The following is a 26,426-nucleotide window of genomic DNA, read 5'->3' as shown; positions in this document are numbered from 1 at the left end:
CCATGCCAGATGCTCAAGTTGATAACGATGCTGAGGCGGATGCGGTCAACCGAGCAGTATTGGAAAAATATGACCGAGAGTCAATCACGCGTCATATCACTCAAGGACCAGTGAAGTATTTTATCGCTGGCATTTGTATACTCTATTCACTGTTTCATTTATACATCACTTTTAATCCAATGCCAGCATTGTTACAGCGCTCTGTGCACGTGGGTGTTGGTTTTGCATTGATATTCCTAATTTTTCCAGCCAGCAAAAAAAGCAGTCGCAAACGAGTGGCATGGTATGACTGGATTTGGTTTGCCCTGTCTCTATCCGGTATGGGTTATCTCATCTATGAATATCAAGATATCGTGACCTCGCGTGGCGGCATGGCCAATCAGGTCGATGTGATATTTTCCTTGATTACGGTAGTCTGCGTACTAGAAGGCAGCCGCCGTATCACTGGTTGGATTTTGCCAATCTTGGCAGGCATATTTTTGGCCTATCCATTTGTTAGCCATTTAGACTTTATGCCCGATAGGCTACTGACTCGTCCTTATGATATGGGTGATATCTTTGGTCAATTATTCTTAAAAACAGAAGGTTTGTACTCTGTTGCGATTGGTGCATCGGTCACCTTTATCTTCTTATTCATTCTCTTCGGTGCATTCTTAGCCCGTTCGGGAATGGGGCAGTTGTTTAATGATTTGGCATTGGCCATCGCTGGTCATAAAAAGGGCGGACCTGCAAAAGTAGCAGTCATCTCTAGTGGTTTTATGGGTAGTATCAATGGCTCAGCTTTATCGAATGTGGTTAGTACAGGTGCCTTTACCATTCCGTTGATGAAAAAGGTCGGCTATCATAAAGATTTCGCAGGTGCAGTTGAGGCCAGTGCTTCGGTTGGTGGACAGATCTTGCCACCGATTATGGGTGCCAGTGCCTTTATTATGGCTGAGACAACAGGCTTGCCGTATAGCACGATTGCCTTAGCAGCATTATTACCAGCGATATTGTACTATTTAGGCGTCATCGCGCAGGTGCATTTCCGCGCTGGACGTCGTGATCTAAAAGGTATTGCTAAAGAAAATCTACCAGCGGTAAAAGAAGTATTAAAAGCCCGCGGTCATATGCTATTGCCGATTGTCTTCTTGATTTTCTTATTAATCAGAAACGTACCTGTAGGATATGCAGCAGCTTATACCATTGGTTTTACTGTTGTTATCAGTATGCTACGTGCCGAAACGCGCATGAGTTTTTCTGATATTTTAGGTGCATTAGAAGATGGTGCGCGCCAGTCGCTAGCGGTTATGGCTGCTTGTGCGGTCGTTGGTATTATCATTGGGGTGGTGAGTCTGACCAGCTTTGGTACGGTGATGACGTCATCTATCGTCACGCTAGGAGCAGGATCGCTATTCTTTACCCTTATCTTAACGATGTTGGCATCAATGGTTTTAGGCATGGGATTACCATCTATTCCTGCCTATATCATTACGGCGACCATGGCTGCGCCAGCATTGGCCGGTTTTGATATTCCAATTTTGTCAGCGCACATGTTTGTTTTCTATTTTGGTATCTTTGCCAATATTACACCGCCTGTGTGTCTTGCAGCCTTTGCGGGTGCAGGTATATCCGGTGGAGATCCAATGAAAACAGGGTTCTTATCTCTCAAACTTGCCCTCGCGGGATTCATCGTGCCGTTCATGTTTATCTATAATCCAACGATGTTGATGATAGATCCAACTGGCCTAGCAGTTACGGCAAAAGATTTCCCGCTGCCACCTATTGTAGATATCATTACAGTGGTAGTGACTTCGGTAACGGGTGTTATTGCGCTGAGCTCGGCACTTGAAGGCTACTTTAGAGGCGGTATGAATACGGTGACTCGTGTCATTTTAGCTATTGGTGCTTTGCTATTGATTTATCCTGAGATTACGACTGGTATCGCAGGTGGTGTGATCGTCCTTGGTATTGCTGCATTCAATATAAAAACAGCTGGAAAGCCGACGCCAACTTTAACCGTGTAAAGCGTTAGGTTTAATCATTCTTAAATCTAACAAAGCTCAAAAAAAGGGTGAATAACAAATTTGTTATTCACCCTTTTTAATATTCTCGAGATGTCGTAATAACTGTCTTAGCTACTGTTCTTCACAATTACTTTCACATCACTTTATTACTAAATTAGCAGCCAAGTTTGCCTTCAGCTTCTAATGCTTTTTTGCTACGGATAGGTGCTGGGCAATCTTCGCCATAGTATTGACGATCTGCAAAGTAGCTTGAGCGTACCATTGGACCTGCCCAAATGCTAAAGAAGCCAATCTTTTTACCGTAGTCCATATAGCGTTGGAACTCGTCTGGATGGACATAACGATCGACAGGCGCATGGTTTTTACTAGGCTGTAGATACTGACCAATCGTGATCATATCCACGTCATGAGCTTTTAGATCATCGAGTAGCGCATAGATCTCTTCTTCTGTCTCACCAAGACCAACCATAAAGCCGCACTTGGTGGCGATATCAGGACGACGCTCTTTATAAATCTTAAGCAAATCTAGCGAATGCTGATAATCAGAACCCGGACGGAAAGCTTTGTATAGACGTGGCACCGTTTCGATATTGTGGTTAAACACATCTGGTGCAGTCTCTGTCAATAAATCCAATGCGATATCCATACGGCCACGGAAATCTGGTACTAGGATTTCAATCAAGCAGTTTGGGCTAAGTGCTCTTGACTCGTTTAGCACTTCCACAAAATGTCCCGCACCGCCGTCTTTTAGATCATCGCGATCGACAGAGGTGATTACGGCATATTTAAGCTGTAGACCTTGAATGGTCTCAGCAGTATGACGCGGCTCATCCTTGTCTAGCTCATTAGGGCGACCATGGCCTACATCACAGAACGGGCAGCGACGCGTACAGATATCACCCATAATCATAAAGGTGGCTGTACCATCAGCGAAGCACTGTGGCAGGTTAGGGCAGGCCGCTTCTTCACAAACGGTATAAAGCTTTTGCTCACGCAAGGTTGCTTTGATACGAGCGACTTCAGCAGGCGAGGACATTTTTACCCGAATCCAATCAGGCTTTTTCTTTGCCTCGACAGTCGGGATCACCTTAATTGGGATACGGGCAACTTTGTCATAGCCACGTAGCTTTTCACCTTGGATGGCTTTTTTTGGTTTGGCCTTAGCAGCAGGTACATGTGTTTGTACGGCAGTTGTCATAATGGAGTTATCTCTTAACCCTTTATATTATAAGGGTTTATGGAATTATCAGAATGTTTTATGAGTGCAGACATTATAGCAGAAATTTGGTCGTCAATTTTTAAACAATATTGTTAAGATTACTATGATTGCTCGGACGACCATAGTTTTAAATATCTATATCGATTTCCAACTCATTCAGTATATCTATGGCAGCGCGAAACGCTTCTTGAGTAGCAGGTGCACCGCAGTACGGCAAGCTGTGCATGAGCACTTCTCTAATCTCGGCGACACTGGCCCCGTTGTTAATGGCACCGCGTATATGACCTTTCAACTCATTTGGGCTTTTTTGAGCAATTAAAAAGGCAATAGTGATTAATGAGCGATACTTGCGTGGTAATACTGAGTCATCTTGCCAAGTGCTGCCCCAAGCGTGTTCAATAATCCAGTCTTGCAGCGGTTGGGTAAATCCTGTGGCCGCATCAAGCGAGCGTTTGACATGCTGCTCACCCATCACCTCAGTGCGTACCTTGAGACCATTATCATAGTTAGGATTGTTGTCCGTATTGCTATCAGTCATATCGTCGTCCTTAATATTTTTACCAAAATGTTTTTACCAAATCGACTGTTAATACATCGATATTGCTACATTTCTTTAAGCGAGATTTTATCGAAGTTGTTTCTTACAAAATCGTATATCAGTCATATGGTGTCTGCTCAGTCATAAAGCAAGCGCTTATTGATAAGCGTAATCAGACAAATGCCAGTTATAATGAGCACTACAATCATATTATTGATGGCACTATTTTTATAATAAATGTTCAATATGGCCTTACTATGCGCCTTTTCAGAGCTGAGCCATTAACATTTAAAGCGTTTTAAGCTATGATTGCACGGATAATTATTTCATATAGTATATAGACGCAGGCAGTCATGCTGACTACCCACGTAATGTGCTACACCCCAACTGACGAGGACGACTATTGTGTTAGAAGCTTATCGTAAACATGTCGAAGAACGTGCTGAGCTAGGAACTGTACCCCTACCACTAAATGAAAAACAAGTAGTAGAGTTGGTTGAACTGTTAAAGAACCCGCCTGCAGGCGAAGATGCGTTCTTGATGAACCTATTAGAAAACCGTATTCCTGCTGGTGTTGACCAAGCAGCATACGTTAAAGCGGCATTTTTGGCTGCTATCTTAAAGGGTGAAACATCATCACCACTTATCAGCAAACAAAAAGCGGTTGAAATTCTAGGTACTATGCAAGGTGGCTACAACGTTCAGCCATTAGTTGCTGCACTAGATGATAGCGAAGTTGCACAAGACGCTGCTGAAGCACTAAAGAAAACTTTGCTAGTATTTGACGCATTCAATGACGTGACTGAAAAAGCTGAAGCGGGCAACACCATTGCTAAAGAAGTTGTTCAATCTTGGGCTGACGCAGAATGGTTCTTGAATCGCCCTGAAGTACCAAAGAAAACCACTTACACGACGTTCAAAGTCACTGGCGAGACCAACACGGATGACTTATCACCTGCGCAAGACGCATGGAGCCGTCCTGATATCCCATTGCATTCACTAGCCATGCACAAAAACTCTCGCGACGGCATCAATGCTGACGAAGAGGGCGTTGTTGGCCCAATGAAGCAAATCGAAGCACTGAAAGAAAAAGGCCATCCGCTAGCCTATGTTGGTGATGTTGTTGGTACTGGTTCTAGCCGTAAGTCTGCGACCAACTCAGTATTGTGGTTGATGGGTGAAGATATCCCTAACGTGCCAAACAAACGTGGCGGCGGTCTCGTACTTGGTAACAATATCGCTCCTATCTTCTTCAACACCATGGAAGATTCTGGCGCATTGCCAATTGAAAAAGTGGCAGTTGATAACCTAAACATGGGTGATGTATTTGACATCTATCCATACGAAGGCAAAATCACTAAGCATGATTCTGACGAAGTACTATCAACGTTCTCACTAAACTCACCAACATTGCTTGATGAAGTTCGTGCTGGCGGCCGTATTCCATTGATCGTTGGTCGTGGTTTGACTAACCGTGCTCGTGAATACATGGGTCTTGGTCATTCAGACATCTTTGCTAAGCCAGAAGAGCCAGCTGATACTGGTAAAGGCTTTACGCTTGCACAGAAAATGGTTGGTAAAGCTTGTGGTCTGACAGGCGTACGTCCAGGTATGTACTGTGAGCCTAAGATGACGACTGTCGGCTCTCAGGATACCACTGGTCCGATGACGCGTGATGAGCTAAAAGACTTGGCATGTTTGGGCTTCCAAGCAGACCTAGTGATGCAGTCATTCTGTCATACTGCGGCTTATCCAAAGCCAGTTGACGTTGAGACTCAGCACACACTACCTGACTTTATCATGAACCGTGGCGGTGTAAGCTTACGTCCAGGTGATGGTATCATTCACTCATGGTTGAACCGTATGCTACTTCCAGATACCGTTGGTACTGGTGGTGACTCGCATACTCGTTTCCCAATGGGTATCTCGTTCCCAGCGGGCTCTGGCCTAGTTGCTTTCGCAGCGGCAACTGGTGTAATGCCACTTGATATGCCTGAATCTGTTCGTGTTCGTTTTGTTGGTGAGCGTCAAGCTGGTATCACTCTACGTGACCTAGTACATGCGATCCCTTACCAAGCGATCAAAGAAGGTTACTTGACGGTTGATAAGAAAGGTAAAATCAACGAGTTCAACGGCCGTATTCTTGAAATCGAAGGTCTAGAAGATTTGACCGCTGAGCAAGCGTTTGAATTGTCTGATGCCTCAGCTGAGCGTAGTGCTGCTGGTTGTACCATCACTTTATCTGAAGCGTCAGTGACTGAGTACCTAAACTCAAACATCACGCTGCTTAAGTGGATGATCTCAGAAGGCTATGGCGATGCACGTACGATCAGCCGCCGTGTTGAGCAAATGCAAGAGTGGTTGGCTAACCCAAGCCTCATGCGTGCTGACGACGATGCTGAATACGCGATCGACATCACTATCGATATGAGTGAAATCAAAGAGCCTATCCTGTGCTGCCCGAACGATCCAGATGATGCAAAAACGCTAGCAGACGTGGCTGGTGATACGATTGATGAAGTATTCATTGGTTCATGTATGACTAACATCGGTCACTTCCGTGCCGCTGGTAAATTGCTACAAGACGTACCAGCAGGTAGCCTGAAGACTCGTCTATGGATTGCACCACCTACTAAGATGGATGCACGTCAGTTGATGGAAGAAGGGTACTACAACATTTATGCACAAGCCGGCGCTCGTACTGAAATGCCAGGTTGTTCACTATGTATGGGTAACCAAGCACGTATCGCACCGAAATCTACTGCGGTATCGACCTCAACTCGTAACTTCCCGAACCGTCTAGGTCAAGGCGCTAACGTATACCTAGCTTCTGCAGAGCTTGCAGCAGTCGCAGCGGTACTTGGTAAATTGCCGACTAACGATGAGTATCAGCAGTATGCTGGTATGCTAAACAGCATGGGTGATGAAGTCTATCAATACATGAACTTCGACCGTATGGAAGACTATACTGAAGAAGCAGACAAGATTAACGTTGCTCAGTTGACCTAATCTTGAGTATATAAGCTTTTAAAATTAGAGGCTTTATACTAAAAACTTTATACATAAAAAATAACCCCGTATCGTCATGATGCGGGGTTTTTTATTAATGACTCTAAGAAAACTAGTATTCATTTACAAACTTTTATTGAGTATCTATAATCAAAGCCAATTGTTGATAATTTTCACTGACTATTTCTACTTTTCACGACTGAGATAAAAAGCCCTATGGAAAATAATATTAAGCTCGATAAAGCAACACCGCCGCCATTGCCCAGATCTACGATGGCTAACAATCATAGCGCTGAAGCAAATTATGGCATCATTGACTGGTTTAAAAAGGGCATGAGAAATTACACGAATTTTTCTGGTCGTGCGCGCCGTAAAGAATATTGGTATTTTTTTCTAGTGCAAATGGGGGTGATGATCGTTGCAATGCTGCTAGACGCAATAATATTCAGCTCAGAGACAGGTTTATTTTACATAGTAGCGGCACTTGGTTTATTTCTGCCTGGTCTTGCCGTGACTATCCGTCGCTTACATGATACTAGCCGCTCAGGATGGTGGTTTTTGATAGGGATAGTGCCACTTGTAGGCTCTATTATATTGCTGGTATTTCTAGTGAGTGATACCAAGCCTGAAACCAATAAATGGGGTCTACCGGCGAAATAGTCCGGTTAAAACAGGCGGTAATCGTTAATAAAACGGCTTACGCCTGTTTACAAATGTCCTCACTGATTTTTGAGTCTGGTTTCTGTATAATATAGGGGCAGGCGGAAACCGTGGCTCTGTACTTTATTTATCTTTTCTAATTCGGGACGGACCGATACTTTGATACGCACCTTGCTGTTTAAATACAGGTGCTTTGGAGTCTTGGTTGATGACCTTATCACCGCTTAAACGTCGCTTAATTTATGTGACCGCCTTCGAAATTATCGCGATTATCTTATCTACCCTTATATTGATGAAACTCAGTCACAGTGATGCATCAGAATCTTTACCAATCGCCGTAATGATGTCGGTAGCAGCCGTCGTTTGGAACTTCATATATAATACCGCTTTTGAAGCGTGGGAACGTCGCAGGCGCATTGTACGTCGCACATTATGGATACGCAGTGTTCATGCTTTTGGTTTTGAAGGTGGGCTGGTGTTGATCTGCTTGCCACTATATATGATTTGGTACGATGTTGGTCTAGTAAAAGCCTTGATGATGGAAGTGGCGCTACTGCTGTTTTTCTTAGTTTATACGTTTACGTTTACTCTGATTTTTGACAAGATATTTACTTTACCTCATCATTCTAAACCCGCTACCGCTTCTTAATTAAAGGCATTGACAAAAAAAGGGCTACCATATTGGCAGCCCTTTTTTGATTGTATCGTTATTTAAGTTATTATTTACCTTGATATACAGGCTTACGCTTTGCTATAAAGGCGCTAACCCCTTCGATAAAGTCATCGGTTTTTGCCATTACGGTCTGTTGCTCAACTTCCGTATCTAACGCTGCGCTCAAACCAGCGAAGGCGTGTACGTTGAAGCTCTCTTTCATAGCGGCCAATGCTTTGCCTGGCAGCTGGCTCAATCGTAGCGCCAATGCTTGTACGGTGGCTTCTAGCTCGTCAACACTTACCACGTTGTTCACTAGGTTTAAGCGCGCCATGTCTTCTGCTTTTAATTTGTCACCTAGCATTACAAGCTCAGTGGCTTTTGCTGCACCTACCAATTGGTTTAATAAGTAAATACCGCCAGCATCTGGAACTAGGCCGATATTAACAAACGCTTGTACAAACTTCGCATTGTCTGCGGCAATGCGGAAGTCACAAGTAAGCGCCAAGTTCATGCCAGCACCTGCCACAGCACCTTCTAATTTGGCAATAATCGGCTTATGGATATGACGTAATTTTAAGCTGACTTCGCCTGCACCTTCTACCATGCCTCTTAATTTGTTTGAAACAATATCCTTGTCTAATCCTTCAGACAACATCTCTTTTATATCGCCGCCGCTTGAGAAGTTACCACCAGCCCCTTGTAAAATAATCACCCGTACTTGATCATCTGCGGCCGCTTTATCTAGCGCTATCAAGACTTGGTTTTTTAAGGGTGTGCCAAAGGCATTTAAGCTTTTTGGATCGTTAAAGGTAATGGTAGCAATGTGCTCTGCAACTTGATAATCGACGAGAGGCTGTGACATTTGAGACTTCCTTATTTTAAATGACGGTTTTAATATTCTGTATCAATGACAATACTTTGAGATAAAGGTAAAAATGGTTCAATGCTGATTACTATAGCAGCTTGCTATGATTATAAAAGCGTGTTTTGTGGGCGCTTAAGACACATCTACATACTGGTAAACTTTCCTATTCTATCGTAAAAGCTGATGCTAGCTAATGAGACAAAACGACTGGCTCGTAAAAAGGCTATGACCTAAGGGGCTAATGGATTATGCTAATATGCCAGGTTGAGCGTAAAAGAGTCGTAAAAGACACAAGGGTACGCTCGAACTTTTCATTGATCAAACAAGGATGTGGTTATGCCAACTATCACTGTAAATAACGCTGATATTTATTACGAAGACAGCGCACCGAATGACACACAAAAGCCCGTTATCGTATTTGCTCACGGTCTACTGTGGAGCTCACAGATGTATGATAAGCAAGTAGAGCACTTTCAAACAGACTATCGTTGTATTGCTTTCGATTTTCGCGGGCAAGGTCAGTCTCAGGTTACCAAATCTGGCTATGATATGGAGACGCTGACTGAAGATACGCTTGGCTTACTTGCAGCGCTTGGTATTGATAAATGTCATTTTGTTGGGCTATCTATGGGCGGGTTCGTGGCTCAACGTATCGCGCTTAAACGCCCTGAGCTGCTATTGTCGTTAACGCTGTTAGAAACCTCTGCTGACCCTGAAGATCCAAAAAACATCCCTCAGTATCGCAAGCTGGTGAAAGCCATTCGCTGGCTAGGTATGAAGCGTGTGAGTAACAAAGTGATGCCAATCATGTTTGGCAGTACGTTTTTGGCAGACAAGCTGCGCAAATCTGACCGTAAGCAGTGGCTAACAATGCTACAAAGCAATCGCAAAGGCGGCGTGGTCAAAGCAACAATGGGCGTGATTGAGCGTACAGGTACTTATGAGCAGCTGGGTGAGATTACAACGCCAACACTGATTGTGGTTGGTGATGAAGATGCCGCCACGCCTTATGCCAAATCTGAACGCATGCATTTTGCTATCGCTGGGTCCAAGCTTGCTATTATCAAAGGTGCCGGTCATACATCGACAGTAGAAGAGCCTGATCAAGTGAACCAAGTACTTCGTCAGTTTTTGGAAAGTTGTGCTTAATATAGATATTGTTCGAGAGCTTTGAAGCCTTATATCTATAGAAGTCCTAAGCAAATCTCTATATAAAAAAGCCGCTACCTGTATTTGATAGCGGCTTTTTGTATGGTGCAATTTGTTAAATGGCAGTCAGCCATCATCAGAGATGAAAGCTACATTCGTGAGCTGTATTGGCTATGTCCGTCATCAATGGTACCAAAGGCTTCTGCACGATTAACAATTTCAGTCGCCCAAGCACGGTGCGTCGCAGGCTCTAGCATCGTATTATTGTACTTAAACACTGCTTTGGCCTCAGAGTGAAGGATCGCTTGTGCTTCATCCAGTGTACTCAATGGCACGCAATAAGCTTGCTGTACTAGGGCGATTTGGCTTGGATGAATGACAGTTTTGCCTACCATCCCTAAGCTGACGTCTCGGTTCAGCTCTTGCATAAACAGCGTCGGCTGATCCAAGTACTCAAATACTGGCGCGGTAAGATAAAAACCATGCGGTACAAAACAGCCAAGCATTTGATAAGCCAACGTACCGATAGGCGATTCATAGACAATACTGTTCTTTGGGCGGCGTAAGCGCAGTGCTGCGAATAAGTCATTACCGCCGATACGCAATGCAAAAACTGGTTGGCTAAACGCTTCTTTAAAAGCGATGGCAAGCTCTTGATTGTGATGCGGATTGAATAGCGCTGCGGTTTCGAGCGTCGGCATAAGTAGTTGATCTACTTTTAGGTTCTGACAAGCCATGCGCCAGTTAGATAAGCTATACATATCAACTTTTGGCATAACGAAACCATCGATAAGATCGATATGGGTGTAGTCAGCCAGTTGCTGTAGCATCATCGGGCTACGTGGACGTATAAAAACCAATGGACGTGTCGGGTGCTGAGCATGAATTTTCGCCGATTTAGATGGCGCATTAATGCTATTCACATGCTCAGCCCATGTATCGAGCAGGGTGCGCAAACGCTCAAGCGCCAACTCTACATCCTGCTGACTGACCGCATCCTCTAGACAGATAATAATACTATTAATCGTCGGTAATTTATCTCGCTTGATGACTTGCCAAATATCTTGGCGAGTCGCAGGCATGTATAAGCTAGCACCGAGCTGATATGGATGGTGCGTGTGTGGTTTGACCATCGCATGACGCTCAGTGATCAGATGCGCATAAGATTGGGTATCATTGTAAAGGTCTGACTCGGTTTTTAGCATATCTGACATAATTGGCATCATAAGTAGAGAGTATAAGAGAACGAAAAAGAAAGTATTTAATACCGTTAAATGTATTAAGTGTCTTGGGAGCGCTGCTTGATAAGCGTGATGGCTTGATAAGGCAGTATTCTATCACCTAATACACTGATAGTGATATTTCGTTGCGCACATAAGTGGCGTAGCAGTACGGTATCAGGGTGCTCAGCAGTGGCGAGCAATATACGCTCTGGATCACGGCGTAATATGGCACGTGTTGCCTCGGCAATAGTCGGCTTAATACGGTTGCGATTGATAATCTTATAGTCTGCGGCCAACGTCTCTATCAACGCCGCAGTCTGGTAGCGTGGCTGCTGGTAAGTCGGTAGACGCACTGGAGTAGTAGCCAATGATCGTTTCGCGGCATCGATATGCTCGACGAATGCCAAACTGTGATCTACCTCAATTAAATCATCATAAAAGACACTGCGATGCAGGCCTGATGATGGCTCTGTATACAAGCTACGTGAAATTAATCCCGATACGGTGCTATTTAACAAACCCGATGGGATCAACCAGTCTTCTTCACTTGCCGCGAGCCAAGCAACGCCAGCCGGATCGGCAAGAGTCAGTAACGGAATGACGTCAGCGCCTTGATGGAAAATGTTGGCAAAATTAACATGAGTAGAATCGCTAAACGTCTCTAGACTGCGAGCCAACTCTTGATATATGGCACCTTTACCTGTCCAGCCATCGACGAATACGACTGGACTGTTTGGATAAGCCTCTAGTAGCATTTGCAGGGCCACTGGATCAAGACCACGATCGCGAATGATACTGATGCCATAATGTACACTTGGCAAGCGATAGCTACTGTCTGTATCCGACAGCGCACGCTGCAATAACACACCAATTGGCAGACCAGCTCGCACCAAACTGACCAAAACCAGTGGATGCTCATCACTCACGTCCTGCTGGAACAGCTGATGTAGCGTATGAGACAAATGAGCGATATCAGTCGCGGTCCTTGTTGACCCTTGCTCTAACGCCTGTATGTATAGCTGCTCATGCATTGCAGTAGGTGCTTGCTCTAAGGTCAGCATGTCAGAGTAATGGCGTTGTCCGCTTTGGATAAGTGCTTCTTTTTGACTGACGGGCACATCGGCAACCGCGTCCTTATCTACCATATCGAGTAGGACAGTGACATCGCTTGCAAGATAGCTGCCTGAGCCATAGTTTTTTAAATCGGCTCTTTTTATCTGTATATTAGGTAAAGTCATAGTATGAATAGTAGCACTCTTGATGATAACAGTGGATTTGCGTGGCTGCAGTTTAAACTCGTGGTTTAGCCTGACAATTTAGACTGGTATTGCTCATGCAATTGGCCATGATTGGGCATACCGTACCAGTCCAATAACTGTAAGAAAGGCAGGTCAGCTAAGCTATCACCAAAACCAAAACTGGGACGCTGATGGTCTAAATGATGCTCTAATAAAAACTGTACCGCATGACGCTTATGAACCGCATGGGGCAATATCGCTAGGTTATTGGCATTCACATGAACATAGAAATCTTGATCAAAATCACGTATCAGAGTGGGCAGTTTCTCAGCTAAATCTACGAGCGCTTGATGATCTTTCTGCGCATGTTTGACAGCCAGATAAATGGTTAGCTCTTCATCAACAGAACCATTGTTAAAGCTATCGATATGCGGTGTGAATACTAAATGACTTTGCTCGCTTTGACTATGACTGGCAAATAATTCGCTTAACTTATTAAGCTTATTTTGCAATGGCGCGAGCTTACTATACATATGCTGCTGCCAACTGCTTAGCAGCGCTCCATCAGACGTTAAAATAATCGCCCCATGAGTTAATACTTGCCAACTATCAAAGGGCAGCTTAACGCGTTTGATTTCACTACGATCCCGTGCCGTCACTACAATTAATTCAGTGCTAGCAAGTAACCAATTAAAAAAGGTTGCTTGGCGCTGGCTCATAAAGCTCAAAGGCTCGTCTTGCTTATTGACTGTTGCACATACCAAAGATTCAGGCTCAGTAGTGAGCAAATCCCAAGCGTCGATTTTGCGCTGGGTTTGGAATAACGTATCATCCAAATCCATCAAGGCATAAGGCTTAATAATGTCTGGGCTAGCTTTAAAAAATGAGGTAGTCATGGTGTCGTCCGTAAATAATAGGTTTGAAAGTTAGAGAGCAATTTAAAGACTAGGGCTCACCACCAGCACGTTATCCAAACCTCGCCACATAGCATCCACACTATCAGCTGATGTTTCTACACACAACACTATCAAATCCCAATCACTAGGCTCAACGTTATAAGCAAAATTGGTCATACCAAGCCCGTAATTGTCGCTAAAGCTTAGCATCGTAGTAATCGCTCCACCAAGCGCAATCGGTGAGCGGGTTAAAGCGCTAAAATTAACCATGGACGCTGTATCGTCGTTGAGTTTGTCTGACTCTGTTTCAAGCCATTGAGCCAATAAAAATGGCAACCAAACAAACTCATTGCTACCCAATACTAAGATTCTTTTTGGTAGCTGAGTAACATCAAAGTTTTCTTGGCCATCGAAGCGCGTAAATGCAGTCTGAAAACTTGAAAGATAGTTAGCAAAACCCTCTGTACTGTCTAGCGTTGGAAAACGCCCCCAGTTGCCCGTATCACCGAGCGCCTGACTACCAGCGGCAGTAGTATCAACCGATGGCATCGTGATGGGTTCAGGATTGGGTGCATCTGTCCATTGCCAGGCACCAGACAATAAATGATGGCGATGAAACTCAATACTAGCGAGACGATCGGCCATACGTGCAGGCTTAGCATCTGACTGTGGGTGAGGTTTTTCTTGATCTAATGACCAGTCGACCAATGTTGTTAGATGCACTTGCTCTAACTGGTTCAATCCTGCTTCACGTAGGGCCGTGACGACATTCACACAGGTATTACCCGTTGAGGCTTCATCATCGACCATAATTAGTGTTTTACTGGCCAGTAGCTGCGCTTGAGTAACGCTATCTTTGCTCTGATAAATCAAATGCTGGCTGGCATGGCTGTGATCTTCACAAAACGTCGTCAGTAAAGAGTCGGTATCATTGGCATCACTACCATTTGCATTGTTACTCTCATCGTGCTGTGCATGACGCGTAGAGTTCAATAGCAGAGCTTGAGGATAGCGCGTTTGTAGCGCTTGATGGACACCAGCAGATAGACCAACAGCGGTCTCTGCCATACCAATGACTAGCACTGGTTCGGCCAAGTCACTAGGCACTAAATCAGCCAAATCAGTAAATGCGTTTCGCATAGTGCTTGGCGCAACGGGAATATGACGACCTAGCACTTTTGAGACAAACAGAAACGCCCGTTTTGGATTAATACGCTGTGCAAATCCTAGCAAATCTTCTAATTGATAACGGTCGCGTTGTTCTACGCCATTTTTATTAGTGACTGATTTATTAGTGGCTGAATTGGTTTGGTAAGTCAGATCTAGCGTACCACGGGGTAGGGTGATGGTCGTACTGTGTTGCTCATTTAACATTCATATTCCTTGGCGCTTTTATTTGTATGTCGTCGTAGATTTTTAACCCTGACAGCCAACTAGCCATAAGGCACTGCGACTTTGCTTGCTTAGCTGAGGTGTTGTAAGAGGCGTAGAACTGGTCAAATCAGTCGTGTTCTCCAAACTGATGCCAGCGCTCGCCAGTAGGGCAGATAATAACTGAAATTTCACCGCATAGTTCATATTTTGTGCATGTTCATGAACCAGACTTGATGTGACCATACCGACTACCTCTCCAGTCAGCAATAATAAAGGACTACCACTAGATCCAGGCTGAATGGGTGCGGTGAACTGTATATGACGGATATCGTTATTTAAACCTGTCAATCCTGATATACAGCCTTGAGTGACTTGCAGTTGGCTACTCAGTCCTGATAACGGAAACCCCAGTGTGGTAATGGTCTCACCCAATATATCAACACATTGCTGCGCCAATGGGAGGTAGCTAGGCAAAGGGTCGCTAACTTTAATAATAGCTGAATCGCTTCCGATATCGCTGAATACGACTTGTGCCTCGCGATCAGGCTGACCTTGCTGACGTATGCCAACCATTGCTGCTGACTCAATCACATGATAGCAGGTCAGCAGATGATAGGGATCAATAGCAAACGCTGTTCCTGTCCAAGTCTCGCCTGCTTGTACATGACGGGGAGGGCGAGCTTCGTTGTTTGGTTGAGTACGCTGCTGCTGTTGCGCTTCTTGAATAAGTGTATGTGTGCTAGGTGGACGAATATCCAGACTAACCTGTACATGATGTTCAAGGCTCGCTAAGCCTTGGGTTGATGCCTCGCCAAGCGCACGACATTTGAAATGTCTATTACGTTGATATATTTCTAATATAATCGCCGCTTTGACATGCCGCTCGTTCGTTGTGAAGTTATAGCGAATATCCCCGTTGTTGAGCGTGAGGCTTACGTCATTTAACTCTACCGCTGGCAAGTTTAGGCTTGGATCATGATAAACATAAGCAATCAGTTGTAAGAAACTAACATTATTTTTATCAAATAACTGGGGTAAATCTAACTGCCATGTACTTGGATTATCCTTGCTATCGAGCTGAGCCCAGTCTTTAGACTCATGTAAATAAGCAGGACTACAAACTGCTTTACGATTGGCATCTAATGGCAACCACAATAGTCCAAGCTGCTGTCCAAACTCTAATGATTTAGTAGTAGAAAATGCGATCGAACACTTTGTATTTTCGATAACCGTATTGGCTCCTAGCACTAATTCGACTTGCTTCAACATCACATTTCCTTAGTTTATTTGCGTGATTATAATTATTTTTATTGTTTAATGATTTTATCCTTGAGACTAAAGTCTGACTATACAAAGGTTTTTGATTTTATTTCGAACCTACCATTCTACAAAGAGAAAACATTAATAGATGTTTTAATATACAGTTAAGATTAATTGCATAATAGATATATCAAGATATATAGGTTTAAATAGTTTTGGAATTCCTTTTAATAATTAATTACTTTTAGAAAATAATGATGGGGTTTTATAGTCTAGCCATTTGTCGGCTAATGGAGCCACTTATCGGACAAAGCCATATAGTGTATTGCTACAAAACAGGATTCCGGTGATAATACAATCAAAATCTATTGCTATTTAGTAACTCTACTGTGACCAAATGTTATCTGTAAAGTTTAAAAATAGGATCTGATTCAAAACTATTAATTCTAATCTTATTTTCAAGCTTGTTACTGTTTCGCGATTAATGAATTTCTAGTAGTTAGAGCACTTGTATGCTTAATAACTATAAAAATCGAAATTTCATCTACTGAATATAGTTCATTTCTTATAATATAAAAGATATACAAAAACTATTGTGTGGTTGATGTCTGAATATTTTTTATATTGTGAGAAAGTCAGTTGGTGGACCTTTGAAACGTTATTCACATTAGCTTATCTAGATAGCTTGATATAAGAAAGCGTAACAGTATTTTAAGAAAAGGAGTGCTCTGTGAAATTCTCTTGTGCATTAGAAACGTCTTCTGAACGTATTCGTCTGGTCAATGTTATTTCGCCGCTTATCAAAGCAGGTTATCAGCTAGTCTCCCAAAAGCAAGAACCTTCAGAGAATGGTGGTAATATCATTCATGTGATCGCAAGAAGCCTGGGCTCTAAAACGCAGGAAGATCTAATCGATGACTTGTCTTCAATTGAAGGTTGTACGCTTTTTAATCTAGAAATAGAAGAAGAAGGCGGATCGTCAGCTGCCCCTGCAAAAAAGACATTGGATGAGAAAAGCGTCTTATCAGCCATTGGTGCTTATTACCCTAAAATAGCAGATATTGTCAGCCAGTATGAAGATAGTTTGCCTATTGAGCGACGTGTGACGGCATTGCAAGAATTGGGTCGTAAGGTTGGTGGCGGCATTTACCAGCGTGATTATTCACTTGGTAGTCCACTGAAGATGCCTACTACGATTACTCGTGAGCTTGTGCCAGCACTAAAAGGCCTATCTAAAGTTAAAGCAAAAAACAATGTAATTTATTTAATCAAATGTCCGTTCTGTAAGTCGTCAGATCATACTCACTCAGGATGCCATTTTATTGTAGGTTATATAGAAGGCTTTTTGGCAAGCAACCCTGCTATAGATGTGGTTCAAGTTGAAGAGACTAACTGCGGCGCAGGCAGTACCAATATTTGCGAATTTACCATTGGGTAAGAAAAACTGTGTGTAGATAATTTCATGTCTATGCAAAAAAATCAACGAGTGAATGACGCACCGTGTTGCAATAAAAGTAACGTTATTTGACTCAATTCTTATGATAGATAAAAGGCAAAAAAATGATGGAAGTTGAATATAACTTACTTTTGGTGTTGGTCTCATACGCCATTGCAGTATTTGGTTCTTATGTTGGCTTAAACCTTGCCATTCGAGTACCTTCTGCCAAGCCAGGAACAGATTTGTATTTTTGGGTAGCGCTATCATCGATTGCTATCGGTGGTGCGATTTGGTCTATGCACTATATCGGTATGATGGCAGTAGATATGAAAATGCCTGTGACCTATGACTTAGGGTTAACAATTGTCTCAATGCTACTCGCGATTTGTTTCGTTGCAGTCGGTATTGTCATCGTAGGTCGCGGTGAGCCAAGCGTTGCTAAGCTAATCGGTGGCGGCGTACTTACTGGACTGGGTGTTGCAGCCATGCATTATACCGGTATGGCCTCTATGCAGATGGACGCTACCATGTCGTACAATATACCGCTGCTTATCCTATCGATTGTGATTGCTATCGCAGCTGCTATCGCTGCGCTATGGTTGGCATTCAATCTACGTGGTACATTACAGCGTTTTGGTAGTGCCTTCATCATGGGTCTTGCCGTTTGTGGTATGCATTACACTGGTATAGCCGCGATGGAAATGACGATGACTGATCACACAATGCCTATGGATTATACCCATGCAGGTGCCATCTCTTCATCTATTATGATCTTCATCGGTTCAGCAATCGTATTGAGCTTACTATGGGTCATTGCTTCTAAAAATGCACCTAAGCAAGCGACACTAGCCTTTGGCGAGTAATTTTAAACGCTCATTTTTGATACTTTTCAAGAATGAAGATAGTAAAAAAGGTTTTTAGATATTAATCTAAAAACCTTTTTTTGTGCCTATTCAAATCATTTACTAACCACGTGCATGCCTAGCGGACCATTCATTCGTCATCCTTTTCAATTTTGACACTCATCATAATAGAGCGTACTTGGCATGGTTCAATATGCTGAATATTGGTCTCTAAGTTAGGTTTCTCTGATAGCCCCAACCAATAAGAAAATCCGACTTGCGTTAAGTCGATCCCACTATGAGAAGTATAACCAATACCACCTGATGGACGGCTATTAATCTCAAGAACTCGGTGTTGACCACTATCATCAGCTTTGGTTTGTACACTGACGATGCCATCACAGCCAAAAGCCCTAATCAGTGGGATTACGACATCCATGACAGACTGCTCATAACCAACGTGTTGTATCTTTCCTGTTTTATGACGAGTGACAGCAGCTAGGACTTCGCCATATTCACAGACTACATCGATAGAGTACTCTTGCCCTGACAGATAAGGCATTAGCAGCATTGGAATAGGGCGCTCGTGTACCATTTGGCTGTTGGTATAGGCATTCACAAACTGAGCTGTGTTGATTTTTTTCTCTTCAGTGAAATATAAGTGCTCAAAGCTATCGTACTGCTCGTCATATTCTTTACCAGTGTCTAGTCGCCAAAACCCTTGTGCAAAAATACCGACAACAGGTTTCACGCATAGAGGTTGGTCACCATATTTGGCTAATAAATCCTCAAGCTCCGCCGTATTATTAAAACGCCATGCGTCTGCCGCTGGAATGTTATGAGTGTGACAATGCTGCATAAAAGCAAATTTATCATCGATTGATTCTAGTGCTGTTACGCTGGTTGCGCCCGTCAATAAGCGAATACCAGCAGCGTCAAATTTCTCACGATGCACTTCATAATCAATACCATTGCGCCCAGTCAGCAGTACTTTTACGTTATGCTTTTGAGCTTGCTCCAATACGAACTGCCAGCGTGGTATGGCAGTTTCATCAGTCATTTGGATATCAGTATCTATAATCGAGTCAGATGGCTCGCGATAAACCATATCGGCGAATTCGAAAATCTCAGGCCTATCATGACGATGTGAGGCAATAACTTGAAAAGGGTTGTTTGAAGGACTGTTTGATTTGCTCTTTAGACTTTGTAAGCTCTCCAACATATCACGCTGGCTAGATTGACCTTCAGCTAACCACGCCGCTACTGGCATTGAAGGGTTACTATTGTCAGCAAGATTATTCATAATTCTCTCAGCGTTATCATTAGGTGTAGGGGAATGGGCAAGTCAATATTGCTACTGCAAATCTAGTAGTAATATTAGCAAAGGTATACGGTTTAATAGGACGTATTATATACAAATGATATGCGTTATAAACGCCTCTAATAAAATAGTCATAGGGATTTGTAAGGACGACTTTAGCGCTTATATCGCGATTGTCTGGTTCAAAATTTTCATAATATCCATGCTACTATATGACGACAGTCAGCATGACAATGACAACAGCATAATAAATAATCTAAAGGACGTATGATGAGTCAAAACCAACCTCAAAAACTAATTGCAGGTGCCAATGCGCCACTACCGACTGACAATATTAGCATTCGTATTTTAAGCCAAAATGCTATCGATTGTGCTGCTTATCGCCTGACTAATGACGGCAAAGTGCGCGGTGATGGTGACATGATATTTTATGGTCAGACACGTAGCGATGATGGTAGTGTTAGCTTCCGTGGTCATGACAGTGATGGTTTTTTTGATGTCAATTTGTCTGCACAGCCTGCAACTATTGAGAAAATTGCCCTAGCGTTCTCTAGTGCGCAAACATTATCACAAGTTGGCGATGTGGACATTCAAGTCTTACAGGGTAGTCAGGTGCTAATGACCTGTCAACTGAGTAGTGCTGGACGTAATGAAAAAGCCATTATATTGGCTGAATGCTATCGAAGACAAGGAAGCTGGAAATTTCGTTTTATCGCCCAAGGATTTGAGGGAGGGTTAAAACCTTTATCTGAGCATTTTGGTGTGGAAATCGCTGATGACGCACCTGCTCAAAATCATAACCCTGCACAAAGCCAAACTCAACCTATCAACACGCAGCGACCAATCAATACGCAGAAAGCAGGCAACACGTCTCAAACTAACAACCCACCACCGATTCCTGCCAGTCCTTCGATTAACTTAAGTAAAATAACCTTAACCAAAAACCAATCTAGCATCAATCTTAAGAAACGTGATGATTTCGGCAAAATTTCGGTCAATTTAGATTGGAATCAACGCCCGCAAAATGATAAAGCAGCGCCCAAGAAAGGCATACTGGGTGATTTATTTAAGCAGCATCAATCAAGCAGTATCGATCTAGATGTCGGCGCTATGATTCATCTAAAAAATGGTGAAAAAACCCTGATTCAAGCGTTAGGTAATCGCTTTGGTAGTTTACAATCAGCGCCTTATGTTTGCCTACGTGCGGATGATAGAACGGGGCAGGTAAGTGGCGGTGAATGGCTGGATATCAATGGTCAGCAATGGTCGCAGATTGAAGAGGTATTTATCTTTGCATTTATCTACGAAGGCGCACCTAACTGGGAAAAAACCGATGGGGTCGTGACTATCCATGTGCCAGAGCAATCACCGATTGAGACACGTTTGACCGAAGGTGCTGGTAACTTACCGATGTGTGCCATTGCCCGTTTGGTCAATCAACAAGGCAGTATCAATGTTGAGCGTATCAACCAATATTTCAAAGGTCATCAAGAGATGGACAAAGCGTTTAATTGGGGCTTTAGCTGGAAGCGTGGACGTAAATAGTGTTTTTTAAGATCTAAATAATAAACATAAAAGAGCGGCCCATCTACTGATAGATGGGCCGCTCTTTTTTGAAATAAACTATTTAACTAGATTGGTAATAATCTAGTTAAAGTCTCAAGTCCATTATGCATGCGGAGTAATAGCAGGCATTAAGTCGTGGAAAGTACGGCCAGAAGCTGTCTCGCCAATCGCATGCATTTTCCATTCATTGTTATGACGATAGACCTTTGCCATTACCATCGCTGTATGTCCACCTTGTGCAGACAAATTATAACGTGCTACTTCGCTATTATTATTGGCATTAACGATACGGCAAAACGCATTTTCTACCGTTTCAAACGTTTGACCGGTAAAGCTATTGACCGTAAATACCAATGAGACCACATTGGCAGGTACTCTTGAGAGATCGACGTTGATGACTTCATCATCGCCATCACCGTCGCCAGTACGGTTGTCACCAGTATGCACGATACTGCCATCTTTCGATTTTAGCTGACTGAACCAAATGGCATCGACCGCTTGCTTGTTAGCATCGAACATGATGCATGAAGCATCTAAATCGATAGAGTCGCCGCCAGAACCGCCGCCGAATAATTTTCCTAAGAAGCCACCTTTTTTATCCTGTGGCCCTTGCGCGACATCCCAGCCTAGACCTAGTTTAACTTGAGTTAGCTCGCCACCAGCTTCTTTGCTTAGGGAGATTTTTTGACCTTTTTGAAGACTAACTGCCATGTGAGTATCCTTATAATAATTGTGAATAAAACCGTTTAAAAATAATGCTAAAGAGTGTGATAAATTGCGAAATGCACTATAAGATATTGTCTAAAAAGCCACCACCGCCGCCACGTCCGCCTGAGCTACTACCTAGGACGCTTTGTATCCAACCTTGATAACTGTCACGATTGCGCGAGCAAATAATGACTTTGCCACTTCCTGAGAAGTTCAGAACCATACCTTCACCACTGGTGACAGAGTTAATAATATTGCTCATGATGCCTTTTTTCTTACTGGTCGAAACTGACAACTTGTATTCAAGGTTCGAATCCCAGCAGACCACATGACCGTTATCAATAATGACGTCTTTGTCTGGTGTAACATCAATCTCAAACAACGAGCCAAAACCAGATACCACGACTTGGCCTTGACCTTGGGTCTGCATCACCATAAAGCCGCCTGTATCACCAAACACTGCACCGCCTAAATTGCGCTGAATATTGGCTCTGATATCGACGCCAGTTTGAGCCGCGACAAACGCACCATCACTCAATGTATACTGCTGCTTACCAACTTCTATGATTTGCATATCACCATCGAGCGTGGGCGCAAGCAAACAGTCGCCTTCACCATTAACTGCCTCAATCTGCTGTTGGAACAACGATTCATCGTTTGCAAAGCGGCGCATCAGTGACTGCATCAGCCCACCTTGTAGCTTACCTTTCAGCTCAAGATTGGACTCCATCATTACCATCGCATTGGCCTCACAATAAATTGAATCGCCTTTTTTAAGATTACAATGCAAAAAAGGTTCAATAGTACCGATTAAACTGAATGTTGCGGCCATGGCTTGCAAATCCTTATTCTAATATCTTTGTTGAATGCTCTTAATGTGTGCGTGTGCTTTTATGTGCTCTATAGCTTTTAATGATAAGCCAATTAAATTTAAAGCCATCAAATGCGTTAAAGGGGCACACTTGATGGCTCATTAGATCATAACCAGACGTCTGATTATGATAATTGGCTTGCTAAACGTTTACGTTGGTCTTAACGTTAAACATTTACGCCATAAGAGGCTGCTAATGGTCCAAGACCACCGCTGAAGCCTTGACCGACCGCACGGAATTTCCAATCACCGCTGTGACGATATAATTCACCGAAAATCATCGCTGTTTCAGTGCTGCCGTCTTCTGATAGGTCATAACGAGCGATTTCAGATTCGCCATTGTCGTTTACAACGCGAATATAAGCATCACCAACTTGACCGAAGTTTTGGTTACGTGCTTGGCCTTCATAGATGATGGCACAGATAGCTACTTTGTTGACGTCAGCTGGAATGCTCGCAAGATTGATTTTGATTTTCTCATCATCGCCATCGCCTTCGCCAGTACGGTTATCACCAGTATGCTCAACAGCGCCGTTGTCTGATTTTAGGTTATTGAAAAAGATAAAATCTTGGTCGTTACGGACTTTGCCTGCTTCGTTAATCAAGAAACCGATTGCATCTAAGTCAAACTCTTGGCCGTCAGTGGCACGTGGATCCCAGCCTAGACCGACTGTAATGTTAGTTAAACCTGGCGCTTCTTTTGATAAGTTTACGTTGCCGCCTTTTGTTAAGCTAATAGCCATACAAATATCCTTTGGATTAATAGTTAAGTGGATTGATTGATAAAAAATAAACTAAAAGTTGTGCAGTGACTGATATCTCAGAGCAAATAATAAAAACTTACCTGTACGCTATGCCCTGCATATCATTACGTTTTACTATACTAAGCGTTTGCTCACTAAGCAAGGCGTATTTTGTGCGCTTACTATATGCTTACTAAGGGACATAATACTTCTGTATCTTTGATAATTTCTAATCAACTTAGCAATAGTCGTTAAGATATTGTTATGAAAAGTAATGTTTCATACAAAAGGGATTTAGCACAAAGGTAGCTTAGATAAAACAATCGCTTTAAAAAGCACCGACTGACTATATGGGCTTAGAACAAACTAACTCATGGCTTAGGTATGCTTCGCAGCTAGTATGAGAGCTTGGCATTATATAAAAAACCTATTTAGACAAATAGACATGTATCTCTTATTCTGCAAAAACCGACCAGCCAGTTTTTTGTACGAAGCGCTCTAGTGCTTTTAGTCCAAGCTTAGAGTTACCTACATGATCAAGCCCTGGCGACCAGACAGCGATAGACCCTTTACCAGGTGCTATCGTCAAAATACCGCCACCAACACCACTTTTGCCTGGTAAGCCCACACGGTAAGCAAATTCGCCAGAACCATCATAATGACCACACATCATCATCAATGAGTTAATACGGCGTGCTCTTTTTTCATTGATTACACGTACTCCTGAGTGCTTATCAACTCCGTTAGACACTAAATAAAGACCGGCACTAGCCAGCTGTTGACAGTTCATTGCAATCGAGCACTGATGAAAATACGTACCTAATACATTATCCACATCGTGTTTTAAACGACCAAAGGATTTCATAAAGTGCGCCAGAGAGGCATTTCGGTCCTTGTGCGCCATCTCAGAAGCCGCTACTTTATGATCAAAGCGAATTGACTCATCATCTGCAATGAGGTGAACAAACTGCAGGATTTCACCCAGTGTTTCTTTAGGTTTATGCCCCATCATAATAGCATCCACCACGGCAATGGCACCAGCATTGATAAATGGGTTGCGCGGTCGGCCAGACTCATGCTCGAGCATCACAATTGAATTAAAAGGATCGCCAGATGGTTCGCGTCCGACGTGTGTCCAAAGTGTATCGCCTAGCTTGCCAAGACCAATGGTTAAGGTAAATACCTTAGAGATACTTTGGATGGAAAACAGAGTGCTTGCATCACCTGCTGCATACATATGCCCATCAGGAGTCGCTACGGCTATACCGAACTGATTAGGATCAATATGAGCCAATTGAGGGATATAATCTGCGACTTTGCCGCGGTCAGTTTCTCTTGCCATCTCTGCAGCAATATCATCAAGAATTTTTTGCATATCGTTTATAGGGTCTTATTTCGACAAGTTATTTAAGGACGAGGATTTTAACTGAAGATAGGGTAATAGTAACAGGGCAAACGTAGTTTTAACCATTGATTGTCTCAATTATGGGTCATTTCGATATCTTGGGGCTTCAATATGACCTAGCAGTATGGCGAAATAATATGACAAAAAAACAGGCCATACCTGATGATATGACCTGCTCGAATAATAACTAAATACAAAGCGTACTGCGCCTACAAAGGGCTTTAGTTCAGAGTGGCTCTTTCAGCCTTACGATGCTGAAGTGACGCTAGCAGCGCCCAACCAATAAAGGCAATACCAATCAGACCAGTTATAATCTCTGGTACATGGAACTTCACTGACAATAGCATAATCAGTGCCAATGCGCCGATGGCATAATGTGCGCCATGCTCAAGATAGATGAACTCGTCAAGCGTGCCTTTGTCTACCAAGAAGATAGTCATAGAACGTACGAACATCGCACCAATCGCAAGACCTAACATGATAACAATCACGTCATTGGTAATTGCAAATGCCCCAATCACACCATCAAAACTGAATGAAGCATCTAGGACTTCTAAGTATAAGAAACCAATGATACCGCCTTTCATAATGGCACTTGTCGCTGCAGCGCCCGAACCATTCTCTTCGTTCTCTAGGTCTTCTTCCAGATCGCCCTCAAGCATACCCGATACAACCTGTACGCCCAGATAAACCAAGATACCCCAAACACCTGCGATTAGGACAGCGCTTGACTGCTCTGCATTGGCCCATGATACCGCGATCATCAAGACGATAAGCGCTACAAATACGCTCATAGCATCGACTTTACCTAGCTTGGCTAAACGGCTCTCAAGCCAGTCAAACCAATGTACGTCTTTGTCATCAAAAATAAAGTTCAAGAATACCAATAGTAAGAAGATACCACCGAATGCTGAGATTTCTGCATGGTGTGCCATCAGTCTTGCTGAGTACTCTTCAGGGCTATATAAAGCCAAGTTGATAACTTCCATCATACCAAGGTCAGCAGTAACCGCGACGATGACAATAGGGAAGACCAATCGCATACCGAATACGGCGATTAGGATACCAACGGTTAAAAATATCTTTTTCCAAAATTCGTCCCAGCCCTTAAGGACTGAAGCATTGACCACCGCATTATCAAAAGATAATGAAATCTCCATGACGGCCAAAATAGCGGTAATAGAAAGAGTGGCTATCATGCCACCCATACCACCATGTGAATATCCCCACCATGCTGCTATTGCCAAAGCAATTGCGGTGAAGATAAAGTCTAAATAAAAATGTCTCATGACACATCCTGTATGGTTGCGTAAAGCTAAGGTCTACCTAGTATAGGCATGAACCGCAAAAAAGCGGTTATTACTAACCACTTTTTATGCATAATTTTAAACGAAACGTAAAGCATTACTAGTCATTTGGCCATTAAAAATTGTGACTATT

The 26,426-nt window shown here is 43.1% G+C and carries 22 protein-coding genes; 8 read left to right on the top strand and 14 right to left on the bottom strand.

Annotation, left to right across the window (positions count from 1 at the left end; translation table 11 throughout):
* The first annotated feature begins 2 nt into the window (after positions 1-2).
* Positions 3-2,006, top strand: coding sequence for a TRAP transporter permease (locus tag CXF69_RS02070; protein WP_057762540.1), 2,004 nt, complete (start codon positions 3-5; stop codon positions 2,004-2,006).
* Between the two features lie 154 nt (positions 2,007-2,160).
* Here the strand turns inward: CXF69_RS02070 and lipA are convergent, their stop codons facing one another.
* Both lipA and CXF69_RS02060 read right to left on the bottom strand, forming a co-directional pair.
* On the bottom strand, positions 2,161-3,204 hold the full coding sequence (gene lipA, locus CXF69_RS02065) for a lipoyl synthase (protein WP_057760861.1): 1,044 nt from the start codon (positions 3,202-3,204) through the stop codon (positions 2,161-2,163).
* A gap of 148 nt (positions 3,205-3,352) precedes the next feature.
* Positions 3,353-3,763, bottom strand: a complete 411-nt coding sequence (locus tag CXF69_RS02060) for a carboxymuconolactone decarboxylase family protein (RefSeq protein WP_057760859.1) — start codon at positions 3,761-3,763, stop codon at positions 3,353-3,355.
* A 405-nt stretch (positions 3,764-4,168) separates the two neighbouring features.
* On the opposite strand from CXF69_RS02060, the gene acnB reads away from it, so the two are divergent.
* The 3 genes from acnB (at position 4,169) to CXF69_RS02045 (ending at position 8,081) form a co-directional block, all read left to right on the top strand.
* Positions 4,169-6,772, top strand: a complete 2,604-nt coding sequence (gene acnB, locus CXF69_RS02055) for a bifunctional aconitate hydratase 2/2-methylisocitrate dehydratase (protein WP_101206430.1) — start codon at positions 4,169-4,171, stop codon at positions 6,770-6,772.
* A gap of 216 nt (positions 6,773-6,988) precedes the next feature.
* Positions 6,989-7,432 (top strand): DUF805 domain-containing protein, encoded by a 444-nt coding sequence (locus CXF69_RS02050; protein WP_227522991.1) that lies wholly within the window; start codon positions 6,989-6,991, stop codon positions 7,430-7,432.
* 208 nt (positions 7,433-7,640) lie between these two features.
* The gene (locus CXF69_RS02045; protein ID WP_101206431.1) at positions 7,641-8,081 is read left to right on the top strand and encodes a PACE efflux transporter; all 441 of its coding nucleotides are present in this window, start codon (positions 7,641-7,643) and stop codon (positions 8,079-8,081) included.
* A gap of 70 nt (positions 8,082-8,151) precedes the next feature.
* Here CXF69_RS02045 and CXF69_RS02040 read toward each other — a convergent pair whose 3' ends face one another.
* Positions 8,152-8,949 carry an enoyl-CoA hydratase/isomerase family protein gene (locus CXF69_RS02040; RefSeq protein WP_102078385.1) on the bottom strand — a complete coding sequence of 266 codons (798 nt, stop codon included), beginning with the start codon at positions 8,947-8,949 and terminating at the stop codon, positions 8,152-8,154.
* A 339-nt stretch (positions 8,950-9,288) separates the two neighbouring features.
* On the opposite strand from CXF69_RS02040, the gene CXF69_RS02035 reads away from it, so the two are divergent.
* Positions 9,289-10,101 (top strand): alpha/beta fold hydrolase, encoded by an 813-nt coding sequence (locus CXF69_RS02035; protein ID WP_057760852.1) that lies wholly within the window; start codon positions 9,289-9,291, stop codon positions 10,099-10,101.
* A gap of 149 nt (positions 10,102-10,250) precedes the next feature.
* On the opposite strand, the gene CXF69_RS02030 is transcribed toward CXF69_RS02035, so the two are convergent.
* The 5 genes from CXF69_RS02030 to CXF69_RS02010 all read right to left on the bottom strand — a co-directional run bounded on the left by CXF69_RS02030 (position 10,251) and on the right by CXF69_RS02010 (position 16,101).
* On the bottom strand, positions 10,251-11,315 hold the full coding sequence (locus CXF69_RS02030; RefSeq protein ID WP_227522992.1) for an HpcH/HpaI aldolase/citrate lyase family protein: 1,065 nt from the start codon (positions 11,313-11,315) through the stop codon (positions 10,251-10,253).
* A 65-nt stretch (positions 11,316-11,380) separates the two neighbouring features.
* Positions 11,381-12,562 (bottom strand): cysteine protease StiP domain-containing protein, encoded by a 1,182-nt coding sequence (locus tag CXF69_RS02025; RefSeq protein WP_101206433.1) that lies wholly within the window; start codon positions 12,560-12,562, stop codon positions 11,381-11,383.
* Positions 12,563-12,627: 65 nt separating this feature from the next.
* Positions 12,628-13,458 carry an HAD hydrolase family protein gene (locus CXF69_RS02020; protein WP_101206434.1) on the bottom strand — a complete coding sequence of 277 codons (831 nt, stop codon included), beginning with the start codon at positions 13,456-13,458 and terminating at the stop codon, positions 12,628-12,630.
* A 42-nt stretch (positions 13,459-13,500) separates the two neighbouring features.
* Positions 13,501-14,832 (bottom strand): phosphoribosyltransferase domain-containing protein, encoded by a 1,332-nt coding sequence (locus CXF69_RS02015; protein WP_101206435.1) that lies wholly within the window; start codon positions 14,830-14,832, stop codon positions 13,501-13,503.
* A gap of 42 nt (positions 14,833-14,874) precedes the next feature.
* Positions 14,875-16,101 (bottom strand): S1 family peptidase, encoded by a 1,227-nt coding sequence (locus CXF69_RS02010; RefSeq protein WP_101206436.1) that lies wholly within the window; start codon positions 16,099-16,101, stop codon positions 14,875-14,877.
* A gap of 721 nt (positions 16,102-16,822) precedes the next feature.
* Between CXF69_RS02010 and CXF69_RS02005 the strand changes: the two genes are divergently transcribed.
* Both CXF69_RS02005 and CXF69_RS02000 read left to right on the top strand, forming a co-directional pair.
* Positions 16,823-17,530, top strand: a complete 708-nt coding sequence (locus tag CXF69_RS02005) for a hypothetical protein (RefSeq protein ID WP_101206437.1) — start codon at positions 16,823-16,825, stop codon at positions 17,528-17,530.
* 122 nt (positions 17,531-17,652) lie between these two features.
* Complete coding sequence (locus tag CXF69_RS02000) at positions 17,653-18,393, top strand: MHYT domain-containing protein (RefSeq protein WP_101206438.1); 741 nt, start codon at positions 17,653-17,655, stop codon at positions 18,391-18,393.
* 130 nt (positions 18,394-18,523) lie between these two features.
* On the opposite strand, the gene CXF69_RS01995 is transcribed toward CXF69_RS02000, so the two are convergent.
* On the bottom strand, positions 18,524-19,675 hold the full coding sequence (locus CXF69_RS01995) for an ATP-grasp domain-containing protein (protein ID WP_101206439.1): 1,152 nt from the start codon (positions 19,673-19,675) through the stop codon (positions 18,524-18,526).
* 288 nt (positions 19,676-19,963) lie between these two features.
* Between CXF69_RS01995 and CXF69_RS01990 the strand changes: the two genes are divergently transcribed.
* Entirely contained in the window at positions 19,964-21,238 is a 1,275-nt protein-coding gene (locus tag CXF69_RS01990) for a TerD family protein (RefSeq protein ID WP_101206440.1), read from the top strand.
* Positions 21,239-21,361: 123 nt separating this feature from the next.
* On the opposite strand, the gene CXF69_RS01985 is transcribed toward CXF69_RS01990, so the two are convergent.
* The 5 genes from CXF69_RS01985 to CXF69_RS01965 form a co-directional block, all read right to left on the bottom strand.
* Positions 21,362-21,970, bottom strand: a complete 609-nt coding sequence (locus CXF69_RS01985; protein ID WP_057760836.1) for a TerD family protein — start codon at positions 21,968-21,970, stop codon at positions 21,362-21,364.
* Between the two features lie 76 nt (positions 21,971-22,046).
* A complete protein-coding gene (locus tag CXF69_RS01980; protein WP_057760834.1) occupies positions 22,047-22,799 on the bottom strand; it encodes a TIGR00266 family protein in 753 nt (250 codons plus the stop codon).
* Positions 22,800-23,005: 206 nt separating this feature from the next.
* Positions 23,006-23,581, bottom strand: a complete 576-nt coding sequence (locus CXF69_RS01975; protein WP_057760832.1) for a TerD family protein — start codon at positions 23,579-23,581, stop codon at positions 23,006-23,008.
* A gap of 454 nt (positions 23,582-24,035) precedes the next feature.
* Entirely contained in the window at positions 24,036-24,956 is a 921-nt protein-coding gene (locus CXF69_RS01970; RefSeq protein ID WP_102078669.1) for a glutaminase, read from the bottom strand.
* A gap of 251 nt (positions 24,957-25,207) precedes the next feature.
* Complete coding sequence (locus CXF69_RS01965) at positions 25,208-26,275, bottom strand: DUF475 domain-containing protein (protein ID WP_102078668.1); 1,068 nt, start codon at positions 26,273-26,275, stop codon at positions 25,208-25,210.
* Positions 26,276-26,426: the final 151 nt, after the last annotated feature.

It is taken from the genome of Psychrobacter sp. Choline-02u-9, from assembly GCF_002836505.1.
Taxonomy (GTDB): domain Bacteria; phylum Pseudomonadota; class Gammaproteobacteria; order Pseudomonadales; family Moraxellaceae; genus Psychrobacter.
This window is presented reverse-complemented; position numbering and strand designations above follow the sequence as displayed.

Bases quoted from the DNA above. Each gene is read 5' to 3' on its own strand.
- CXF69_RS02070 (WP_057762540.1), top strand. From the start codon at position 3: ATGCCAGATGCTCAAGTTGATAACGATGCTGAGGCGGATGCGGTCAAC.
- lipA (WP_057760861.1), bottom strand. From the start codon at position 3,204: ATGACAACTGCCGTACAAACACATGTACCTGCTGCTAAGGCCAAACCA.
- CXF69_RS02060 (WP_057760859.1), bottom strand. From the start codon at position 3,763: ATGACTGATAGCAATACGGACAACAATCCTAACTATGATAATGGTCTC.
- CXF69_RS02050 (WP_227522991.1), top strand. From the start codon at position 6,989: ATGGAAAATAATATTAAGCTCGATAAAGCAACACCGCCGCCATTGCCC.
- CXF69_RS02045 (WP_101206431.1), top strand. From the start codon at position 7,641: ATGACCTTATCACCGCTTAAACGTCGCTTAATTTATGTGACCGCCTTC.
- CXF69_RS02040 (WP_102078385.1), bottom strand. From the start codon at position 8,949: ATGTCACAGCCTCTCGTCGATTATCAAGTTGCAGAGCACATTGCTACC.
- CXF69_RS02035 (WP_057760852.1), top strand. From the start codon at position 9,289: ATGCCAACTATCACTGTAAATAACGCTGATATTTATTACGAAGACAGC.
- CXF69_RS02030 (WP_227522992.1), bottom strand. From the start codon at position 11,315: ATGTCAGATATGCTAAAAACCGAGTCAGACCTTTACAATGATACCCAA.
- CXF69_RS02025 (WP_101206433.1), bottom strand. From the start codon at position 12,562: ATGACTTTACCTAATATACAGATAAAAAGAGCCGATTTAAAAAACTAT.
- CXF69_RS02020 (WP_101206434.1), bottom strand. From the start codon at position 13,458: ATGACTACCTCATTTTTTAAAGCTAGCCCAGACATTATTAAGCCTTAT.
- CXF69_RS02015 (WP_101206435.1), bottom strand. From the start codon at position 14,832: ATGTTAAATGAGCAACACAGTACGACCATCACCCTACCCCGTGGTACG.
- CXF69_RS02010 (WP_101206436.1), bottom strand. From the start codon at position 16,101: ATGTTGAAGCAAGTCGAATTAGTGCTAGGAGCCAATACGGTTATCGAA.
- CXF69_RS02000 (WP_101206438.1), top strand. From the start codon at position 17,653: ATGATGGAAGTTGAATATAACTTACTTTTGGTGTTGGTCTCATACGCC.
- CXF69_RS01995 (WP_101206439.1), bottom strand. From the start codon at position 19,675: ATGAATAATCTTGCTGACAATAGTAACCCTTCAATGCCAGTAGCGGCG.
- CXF69_RS01990 (WP_101206440.1), top strand. From the start codon at position 19,964: ATGAGTCAAAACCAACCTCAAAAACTAATTGCAGGTGCCAATGCGCCA.
- CXF69_RS01985 (WP_057760836.1), bottom strand. From the start codon at position 21,970: ATGGCAGTTAGTCTTCAAAAAGGTCAAAAAATCTCCCTAAGCAAAGAA.
- CXF69_RS01980 (WP_057760834.1), bottom strand. From the start codon at position 22,799: ATGGCCGCAACATTCAGTTTAATCGGTACTATTGAACCTTTTTTGCAT.
- CXF69_RS01975 (WP_057760832.1), bottom strand. From the start codon at position 23,581: ATGGCTATTAGCTTAACAAAAGGCGGCAACGTAAACTTATCAAAAGAA.
- CXF69_RS01970 (WP_102078669.1), bottom strand. From the start codon at position 24,956: ATGCAAAAAATTCTTGATGATATTGCTGCAGAGATGGCAAGAGAAACT.
- CXF69_RS01965 (WP_102078668.1), bottom strand. From the start codon at position 26,275: ATGAGACATTTTTATTTAGACTTTATCTTCACCGCAATTGCTTTGGCA.